General features: G+C 72.3%; 7 protein-coding genes. 4 read left to right on the plus strand and 3 right to left on the minus strand.

What is annotated here, in order from left to right:
- On the plus strand, positions 1–268 hold a 268-nt coding region (locus ACFVXK_RS34720; protein WP_389620059.1), incomplete at its 5' end, for a hypothetical protein.
- A 274-nt stretch (positions 269–542) separates the two neighbouring features.
- Here the strand turns inward: ACFVXK_RS34720 and ACFVXK_RS34725 are convergent.
- Positions 543–1,079: a MarR family winged helix-turn-helix transcriptional regulator gene (locus ACFVXK_RS34725; RefSeq protein ID WP_389620062.1), complete on the minus strand. Its 537-nt coding sequence runs from the start codon at positions 1,077–1,079 to the stop codon at positions 543–545.
- 124 nt (positions 1,080–1,203) lie between these two features.
- On the opposite strand from ACFVXK_RS34725, the gene ACFVXK_RS34730 reads away from it, so the two are divergent.
- Positions 1,204–2,508, plus strand: a complete 1,305-nt coding sequence (locus tag ACFVXK_RS34730) for an MFS transporter (RefSeq protein ID WP_389620077.1) — start codon at positions 1,204–1,206, stop codon at positions 2,506–2,508.
- Positions 2,509–2,605: 97 nt separating this feature from the next.
- On the opposite strand, the gene ACFVXK_RS34735 is transcribed toward ACFVXK_RS34730, so the two are convergent.
- Entirely contained in the window at positions 2,606–4,336 is a 1,731-nt protein-coding gene (locus ACFVXK_RS34735) for a SpoIIE family protein phosphatase (RefSeq protein WP_389620065.1), read from the minus strand.
- Between the two features lie 172 nt (positions 4,337–4,508).
- Entirely contained in the window at positions 4,509–5,927 is a 1,419-nt protein-coding gene (locus ACFVXK_RS34740) for an NAD(P)/FAD-dependent oxidoreductase (protein ID WP_389620068.1), read from the minus strand.
- 342 nt (positions 5,928–6,269) lie between these two features.
- Between ACFVXK_RS34740 and ACFVXK_RS34745 the strand changes: the two genes are divergently transcribed.
- Both ACFVXK_RS34745 and ACFVXK_RS34750 read left to right on the plus strand, forming a co-directional pair.
- The gene (locus ACFVXK_RS34745) at positions 6,270–7,040 is read left to right on the plus strand and encodes a TetR/AcrR family transcriptional regulator (RefSeq protein ID WP_389620071.1); all 771 of its coding nucleotides are present in this window, start codon (positions 6,270–6,272) and stop codon (positions 7,038–7,040) included.
- A 253-nt stretch (positions 7,041–7,293) separates the two neighbouring features.
- On the plus strand, positions 7,294–8,419 hold a 1,126-nt coding region (locus ACFVXK_RS34750; protein WP_389620074.1), incomplete at its 3' end, for a sigma-70 family RNA polymerase sigma factor.

Genomic DNA, 8,419 nt, shown 5'->3' on the forward strand with positions numbered 1-8,419 from the left:
AGCGGGCCAGTCTTGGTCGGAATATGACCGACTGACCACAACGTCCTCGCTGTGTTTGGTTGCCTGCCAGTGCCCGAAGGCCCGACAGGTCTTTTCAAAGGAACCTCATCCACCGAAGTGGGCGGGGTATCAACTTCTGGCGTTGATTTTTGGCACGCTGTTGAGTTCTCAAGGAACGGACGCTTCCTTTGTACTCGCCCTCTCGGGCTTTCCTCCGGGCTTTCGTTCTTTCTTCGTTTCCGACTCTATCAGATCCTTTCGGGCCTGACTCCCAGTCAGCGGGGTTTGTCTTCCGGGCTGTTGGGCCCTTCCGACTCCTGAACTCTAGCGGATTTTCCCGGCAACCGATAATCGGGCCTTCGGAAATGAATTCGGACATGCCGAATTCGTTCCCGGTGGGAGATCGTGCTGAGTAGAGGTTGCCGCGACGAGGCGGCGGATTCGTTGACCTCAGAACCTTCCGGCGCTGGGGCAACTCGAAGAACCTTACGGATCCGCGAGGGGCGTGTCAACCCGGGAGGTCAGGGTCTGCGAGGGGCCGGTCAGGCGCGGGGCTGGAGGTCCTCCACGCGGGCCAGGACCCGGGTGAGCATGTCCCCCAGCACCCCGCGCTCCGAGGTGGAGAGGTCCTGGAGCAGGTCCTCCTCGAACACCGTCGCCGCGCGCATCGCGTCCAGCCACTTGCTGCGGCCCTCGTCCGTCAGCTCCACGATGACGCGGACCCGGTTGGACTCGTCCCGTTCCCGGGTGACCAGGCCCTCGGCCGTCATGCGGTCGATCCGGTGGGTCATCGCCGCCGGCGTGAGGCCCAGCTGCTTCGCGAGCTCGCTCGGGCCCATCCGGTACGGGGCGCCCGACAGGACGAGGGCCTTGAGGACCTCCCACTCCGCGTTGCTGATGCCGAGGGCGGCCGTCTGGCGGCCGTACGCGACGTTCATGCGGCGGTTGAGGCGGCTGAGGGCCGAGACGACCTTCTCCACCTGGGGGTCCAGGTCCTGGAACTCGCGCTGGTAGACGGCGATCTGCTCGTCGAGGCTCGGCTCGTGGACCGGCGTCGCGCCGTCGGGGGTGTCAGGCATGGTCCGAAGTATCCCACGAACCCGTTGGCGTCTAACTCCTTCGATGTGTAGAGTTAAGCATCGAACTTTAGGTATGAAGTCTTCAGACTTTAGCTATCAGGGCAGGTGAGAAGTGACCAAGGTGATGGGCGCTGCGATGCGGCGGATCCAGGCCGGGAACGCGCTGACCGCGTTCGGCATCGGCTTCACGGTTCCGTTCCTCTACATCTATGTGGCGCAGGTGCGGGGGCTGGGCTCCATGGCCGCCACGAGTGCGTTCGTGGCGTTCGCCCTGGGTGCTCTCGTCGCGCTGCCCTTCACCGGCCGGGTCATCGACCGGCGTGGTCCCGTGCCCGTGGTGATGGGCGCGGCCGTGGCCGCGTCCGCGGGTGCGCTCGCCCTGGGGCTCTCCTCCGGCGTGGTGCCGATCCTGCTGTCCGCCCTGGCGCTGGGCGCCGGGCAGGCCGTGATGCAGCCGGCGCTGGCCACGATGATCGTGTGGTGCTCGACCCCGTCCACCCGGACGCGTGCGTTCGCGCTGCAGTTCTTCATGCAGAACCTGGGTCTGGGCATCGGCGGGCTGGCCGGCGGCCAGATCGTCGACGTGACCCGGCCGGGGAGCTTCACCCTGCTGTTCGGCATCGAGGCCGTGATGTTCCTGGTGCTGGCCGCGGTCATCGCGACCGTGCGGATGCCGCAGGCGCCGAGCATCAAGGACGCGCTGCCGAAGGACCCGGCCCAGGCGGCCGGTGGCGGCTGGAAGCGGCTGCTGCGCCACAAGGCGATGGTGCAGCTGTGTCTGCTGGGCTTCGTGCTGTTCTTCGCCTGCTACGGACAGTTCGAGTCGGGTCTGGCCGCCTTCGGTACGGAGGCCGCGGGAATCTCGCCGTCCACGCTGGGGTTCGCGCTGGCGGCCAACACGGGTGCGATCGTCGTGGCGCAGTTCGTGGTGCTGAAGCTGGTCGAGAAGCGGCGCCGGTCGCGGGTGATCGCGCTGGTCGGGCTGATCTGGACCGTGGCGTGGCTGATCGCGGGGTTCTCGGGGCTGGGGCACGGCAGCGCGACGATGGCCGCGGCCGCGTTCGTGAGCACGTACGCCCTCTTCGGGATCGGTGAGGCGATGCTGTCGCCGACGCTGGCGCCGCTGGTGGCGGACCTGGCTCCGGAGGGTTCGGTCGGGCAGTACAACTCGGCGTTCGCGCTGGTCAAGCAGATGGCGCTGGCGCTGGGGCCGCTGGGTGTGCCGCTGGGTGCCGGGGTTCCGATGCTGTACATCGGGATCTTCGTGCTGGTGTCGCTGGGGATCGCGGGGCTGGCGCTGCGGCTGGGCCGGCAGCTGAGCCCGGTGCAGGACAACCCTTCGCTGCTGGGCGGCCGGGTCGTGGCACAGGGTCCGGCGGTGGCCGGCCAGGGTGTGGAGCGGCAGCCCGCGGAGCGGGTCGCCGCGTAAGGAGTGGGTCTCCGCGTAGGCGGGGAGCAGGTGTGGGTGAGGCCCCGGTCCGGTGGACCGGGGCCTCGGTCGTGTCCGGGGTGCACGGGTCGGGGGCTTACGTGTCGGGGAGGGCGAACTCGCACCAGACGGCCTTGCCGCCGCCGGGGGTGCGGCGGGAGCCCCAGGCGGAGGCGATGGTGGCGATGATCGAGATGCCGCGGCCGGTTTCGTCGGCCGGTTCGGCGCGGCGGCGGCGCGGCAGGTGGTCGTCCCCGTCGGTGACCTCGACGATCAGGCGGCGGTCGGTGCGGCGCAGGCGCAGCCGCATGGGCGGGGTGCCGTGCTGGAGGGAGTTCGCGACGAGTTCGCTGGCGGCGAGCACGCCGAGGTCGCAGAGCTCGACGGGGAAGCGCCAGGAGGTGAGGACGCCCTGGGCGAAGGCGCGGGCCCGGGGGGCGGCCTCGACGCCGCCGAGGAGTTCGAGGGCGGCGTTGTGGAAGAGCTCGGCGTCGGCTCCGGTGCGGGCGGGCTGCTGGAGGACCATGACGGCGACGTCGTCGTCGTGGTCGGCGTCGACGCCGAGGGCGCGCATGAGGCGGTCGCAGATGATCGCGGGGGTGCCCTGGGCTCCGGCGAGGGCGCGTTCTAGGGCGGAGACGCCTTCGTCGATGTCCTCGCCGCGGCGCTCGACGAGGCCGTCGGTGTAGAGGACGGCGGTGGAGCCGGGGCCGAGGGCGATGGTGCCGGAGGTGTGGAGCCAGCCGCCGGTGCCGAGCGGGGGGCCGGTGGGGTCGGCGGCGCGGCGGACGGTGCCGTCCTCGTCGCGGACGAGGATGGGGAGGTGGCCGGCGGAGGCGTAGGCGAGGAGGCCTTCGTTGGGGTCGTGGACGGCGTAGACGCAGGTGGCGATCTGGCTGGCGTCGATCTCGGCGGCGAGGCCGTCGAGGAGCTGGAGGACCTCGTGGGGCGGGAGGTCGAGGCGGGCGTAGGCGCGGACGGCGGTGCGCAGCTGGCCCATGACGGCGGCGGCGCGGACGCCGCGGCCCATGACGTCGCCCATGACGAGGGCGGTGCGGCCGGCGCCGAGGGTGATGACGTCGTACCAGTCGCCGCCGACGGCGGCTTCGGTGCCGCCGGGCTGGTAGGTGGCGGAGATGCGGAGGTCGTCGGGCTGCTCCAGTTCCTGGGGGAGGAGGGAGCGCTGGAGGGTGACGGCGGCTTCGCGCTGGCGGCGTTCGCTGGCGCGGAGGCGGTCGACAGCCTCGGCGTGGTCGGTGACGTCGGCGAGGTGGACGAGGATCCCGGTGTCGTGGGGGTCGGGGCGGCCGTCGGTGTCGGCCTTGGGGAACCGTACGGGGGTGCAGGTGACGGTGTAGGAGCTGCCGCCGCCCGGGGCCTGGCGGTTCTTGGCGGTGCGGGGTTTGCCGCTGCGCTGGACCTGGTCGAGGAGGGGGAGGAGGCCGAGTTCGCCGAGTTCGGGGAGGGCTTCGCGGGCGGGTGTGCCGGCGGGGCGGGGGCCGAAGCCGGCGGTGTAGGCGTCGTTGACGTAGGCGACGCGGTGGTCGGGGCCGTGGACGAGGGCGACGAGGGCGGGGAGCAGCCCGAGGACCTCCTGGACGGAGAGCTCGTCGAGGGCGGGTGCGGCGGGGAGCGGGGCGGCCGTGCCGGTGCCGGAGACGGTGGCGTCGGCGGGGCTGCCCTCGGGGGGCGTGACGGGGTGGGCGGCGGCGCCGCGGGCTGCCGGGACGGAGCCTTCACCCCTTTTGGCCTGGGCGGCGGCGTGCTCGTTCCGGGCGGCGCGGCGCTGCGTTCCGGGAAACCGGGCGCTCCAGCGCGTGAAGTTCACTGCGTTCAGGCCTCGTGGTGTCGCAAGTGGTCGCGGTGTCTCCTCCCGGCGGTGCCGGGAGGTGCCCCGTGTGGTCGGTCGCTTGCTGCTGTCACTCCGTGGGGCGTCACTCTGTGCAGGTGTGAGCCCACCTATGGTCACACGTCCAGTGTGGCGGACCGCACTGACAACGTCAGCCCTCGCTGTCGGCCGGGGGGTTGGGGGCGGGGTGCTGGAGGTGGTGCCGGGGTCCTCCGCCGGCGGCGAGTTCGAATTCTGCCCTGGGGTGTTCGAGGGATCCGAGGGAGACGATCTCGCGGGTGAAGAGTCCGGCGAGGGTCCATTCGGCGAGTACGCGCATCTTGCGGTTGAAGGTGGGGACGCGGCTGAGGTGGTAGGTGCGGTGCATGAACCAGGCGGGGTAGCCCTTGATCTTGCGGCCGTAGACGTGGGCGACGCCCTTGTGGAGGCCGAGGGAGGCGACGGAGCCGGCGTATTTGTGGGCGTATTCGGTGAGGGCCTCGTCGCGGAGGGCGGCGACGATGTTGTCGGCGAGCTGTCTGGCCTGGCGGACGGCGTGCTGGGCGTTGGGGGCGCATTCGCTGCCGGGGGTCTGGGCGGTGATGTCGGGGACGGCGGCGGCGTCGCCCGCGGCCCATGCGTGTTCGACTCCTTCGACGGTGAGGAAGGAGGTGCAGCGCAGGCGGCCGCGTTCGTTCCGGGGGAGGTCGGTGGCGGCCAGGACGGGGTGGGGTTTGACGCCGGCGGTCCAGACGACGGTGCGGGTGGGGAAGCGGGCGCCGTCGCTGAGGACGGCGACGCGGTTCTCGCAGGATTCGAGTCTGGTTTCGAGGCGGACGTCGATGTTGCGTCGGCGCAGTTCGCGGACGGTGTAGGTGCCCATTTCGGGGCCGACCTCGGGGAGGATCCGGTCGCTGGCCTCGACCAGCACCCATTTCATGTCCTCGGGCTTGATGTTGTGGTAGTACCGGGCCGCGTAGCGGGCCATGTCCTCGAGTTCGCCGAGTGCCTCGACGCCGGCGAATCCGCCGCCGACGAAGACGAAGGTGAGGGCGGCGTCGCGGATGGCGGGGTCGCGGGTGGAGGAGGCGATGTCCATCTGTTCGATGACGTGGTTGCGCAGGCCGATGGCCTCTTCCACGGTTTTGAACCCGATGCCGTAGTCGGCGAGGCCGGGGACGGGGAGGGTGCGGGAGACGGAGCCGGGGGCGAGGACGAGTTCGTCGTACTCGATCTCGAGGTCGCCGGTGCCCTCTTCGGGGGTGGCGAGGGTGGTGATGGTCGCGGTGCGTTTGGCGTGGTCGATGCGCTGGGCCTGGCCGATGACGATGCGGCAGCGGTCGAGGACGCGGCGCAGCGGGATGACGACGTGGCGGGGGGAGATGGCGCCCGCGGCGGCTTCCGGGAGGAAGGGCTGGTACGTCATGTACGGCTCGGGGGTGACGACGGTGACCTCGGCTTCGCCGGATCTGAGCTTCCGCTGGAGGCCCAGGGCGGTGTACATGCCGACGTATCCGCCGCCGATGACGAGGATGCGCGTGCGGGGCGGGGTACCGGGGGCGTCGCCCCGCGAGTTAGCAGCCTTCACCATCCCATGACGCAACGTGGCCGGGAGTTTGTCCACAGGCCCGACAGATTGTGTGACCGGTGGTGGGGGTGGGCCGGGGCGGCCGGGCGGGTCGGGATGTGTGAGAAGTTCGCAGGTCAGGGCGTACGGAAGGGGTGATTCCGGAGGCTTGCGGCGGAAAAGTGGGGGTGAATGCTCCGATCGGGCGGTGCTCCGTCGGGAGCTGCCTCTTCTGAATTGACTCTGGCTCAACTATGTTCGTATCTCGTCGAGGAGTAGGACCAGGGCCCTCATGACCGTGGCCCCCCTCGACACGAAGGCGGGGAGTGTCTCCGGGGGGAGACAAATGATTACCGGGGGATACATATGCATATTTCCGATTTCCATGGTTCTGCCACCGCTCTGTCCGCAGAGAGCGGCGGCCGTGTGATCGCGGGCACGACCACCCACGGCACGGGCCGCTCGACGCCCCTGCGGGTCGACGCGCAGCGCAACCTCGAACACGTCCTGCGCGCCGCGCGCGAGGTCTTCGGCGAGCTGGGCTACGGGGCCCCGATGGAGGACGTGGCGCGGCGCGCCCGCGTCGGCGTCGGGACGGTCTACCGGCGGTTCCCCAGCAAGGACGTGCTGGTCCGGCGCATAGCCGAGGAGGAGACCGCCCGGCTGACGGAGCAGGCGCAGTCCGCTCTGGGCCAGGAGGAGGAGCCGTGGCAGGCGCTGTCGCGCTTCCTGCGCACCTCCGTGGCCTCGGGCGCGGGCCGGCTGCTGCCCCCGCAGGTGCTGCGGGTCGGCTCGGCCGAGGAGGACGCGGCCGGTGACGAGGGCGCCGCGCGCGTTCCGCACCAGCGGCAGGCCGTCGCGGGCGGGGCTCCGGAGCTGCGCGTCGTGGGCGCGCGGACCCCGCTCGAGGACGAGCCGTCGGAGGACGCGGGCGCGGGTGCGCTGCTGGAGGTTGTCGGCCGGCTGGTGGACCGGGCGCGGGAGGCCGGTGAGCTGCGGGCCGATGTGACGGTGGCCGACGTGCTGCTGGTCATCGCGACCGCCGCGCCCGCGCTGCCGGACCCGGCGCAGCAGGCCGCCGCTTCGGCCCGGCTGCTGGAGATCCTGCTCGAGGGGCTGCGTTCCCGCACGGCGTGAGCCGTCCGGCCGGTCCCCGCAGGGGTGGGGGCCGGCCGGGGTGGCGGGCGTGGCGGGCGTGGCGGGCGTGGCCGCCGGGGGTCAACGGGGCGCCTGGTTGGGCCAGTCACTCGAAGGGGTGAGGAGCGGTTCGGCGATTCGCCGGATTGTCCCCGGATGGGTGGATGGCGCGGAAGGCAGGCCGGGGCGGCCGTGCCGTGTGACACGCTGGATCGGTGGACCGGTCTGAGTGTGTCGTGCGGGGGCTTCCGCGATGAGCGTGGACGGACGGGACGAGTCTCCCGGTGGCGTCGGTGACGCGAGTGGCGGGGCGTCGGCGGGCAGCCTGCCCGCCCGTCAGGTCCCGGCCCAGCGCGAGCCCGGCCGCAGGCGGCACGCCGCTCCGGGGGGCGGCGGCGGTGAGCTGCCGCCGTCGGACGCGGACTTGGTCGCCCGGATGCGCGGTGGCGACGACGGCGCGTACGAGGAGCTGTTCCGCCGGCACGCCGAGGCCGTCCGCCGCTACGCGCGGACCTGCTGCCGCGACGGGCACACCGCGGACGACCTGACCGCGGAGGTCTTCGCGCGGACGCTCCAGGCGGTACGGGGCGGTGCGGGCCCGGACCAGTCGGTGCGGGCCTATCTGCTGACCACCGTGCGCCGGGTCGCGGCGGCCTGGGCGAAGACGGCCCGGCGGGAGCATCTGGTCGAGGACTTCGCCGTGTTCGCGGAGCAGGCGGCCGCGGGGGCGGAGGGCGCCGGGTCGCTGGGCGGCCTGTCCGGGGACGACACCCTGGAACTGGGCGCGGACGTCCGCGCGATGCACGAGGCCGAGCGGTCCCTCGCCATGCAGGCCTTCCGGAGCCTGCCGGAGCGCTGGCAGGCCGTGCTGTGGCACACCACCGTCGAGGAGGCCTCGCCGAGTGCGATCGCCCCGCTGTTCGGGCTGAGCGCCAACGCGACGGCGGTCCTGGCCAGCCGGGCCCGGGAGGGCCTCAAGCAGGCCTACCTCCAGGCGCACGTGAGCTCCGCGCTCAGTGCGGGCGGGGACTGCGCGCGGTACGCGGACCGGCTGGGCGCGTACGCGCGGGGCGGGCTGCGGATGCGGGCGGAGCGCGGGCTGCGGGAGCACCTGGAGGAGTGCGCCAAGTGCCGGCTGGCCGCCGGTGAGCTCAAGGACGTGAACGCGGGGATCCCCGCGCTGCTGCCGGTGGCGGTCATCGGGTGGTTCGCCGCCGGGTACGCCGCGAAGGCCGCCGGGGTGGTGGCCGGCGGGGTCGTCGCCGCGGGAGGTGCGGGGGCTGCCGCCGCCGCGGCGGGCGGGTCGTCGGCCGCGGGTGCCGGGGCCGCAGGGGCCGCGGGTGGTGCGGCCGGGGCCGCGGGGGCGGCCGGTGGTGGGG

It is taken from the genome of Streptomyces sp. NPDC058157 (genome assembly GCF_042884105.1).
Taxonomy (GTDB): domain Bacteria; phylum Actinomycetota; class Actinomycetes; order Streptomycetales; family Streptomycetaceae; genus Streptomyces.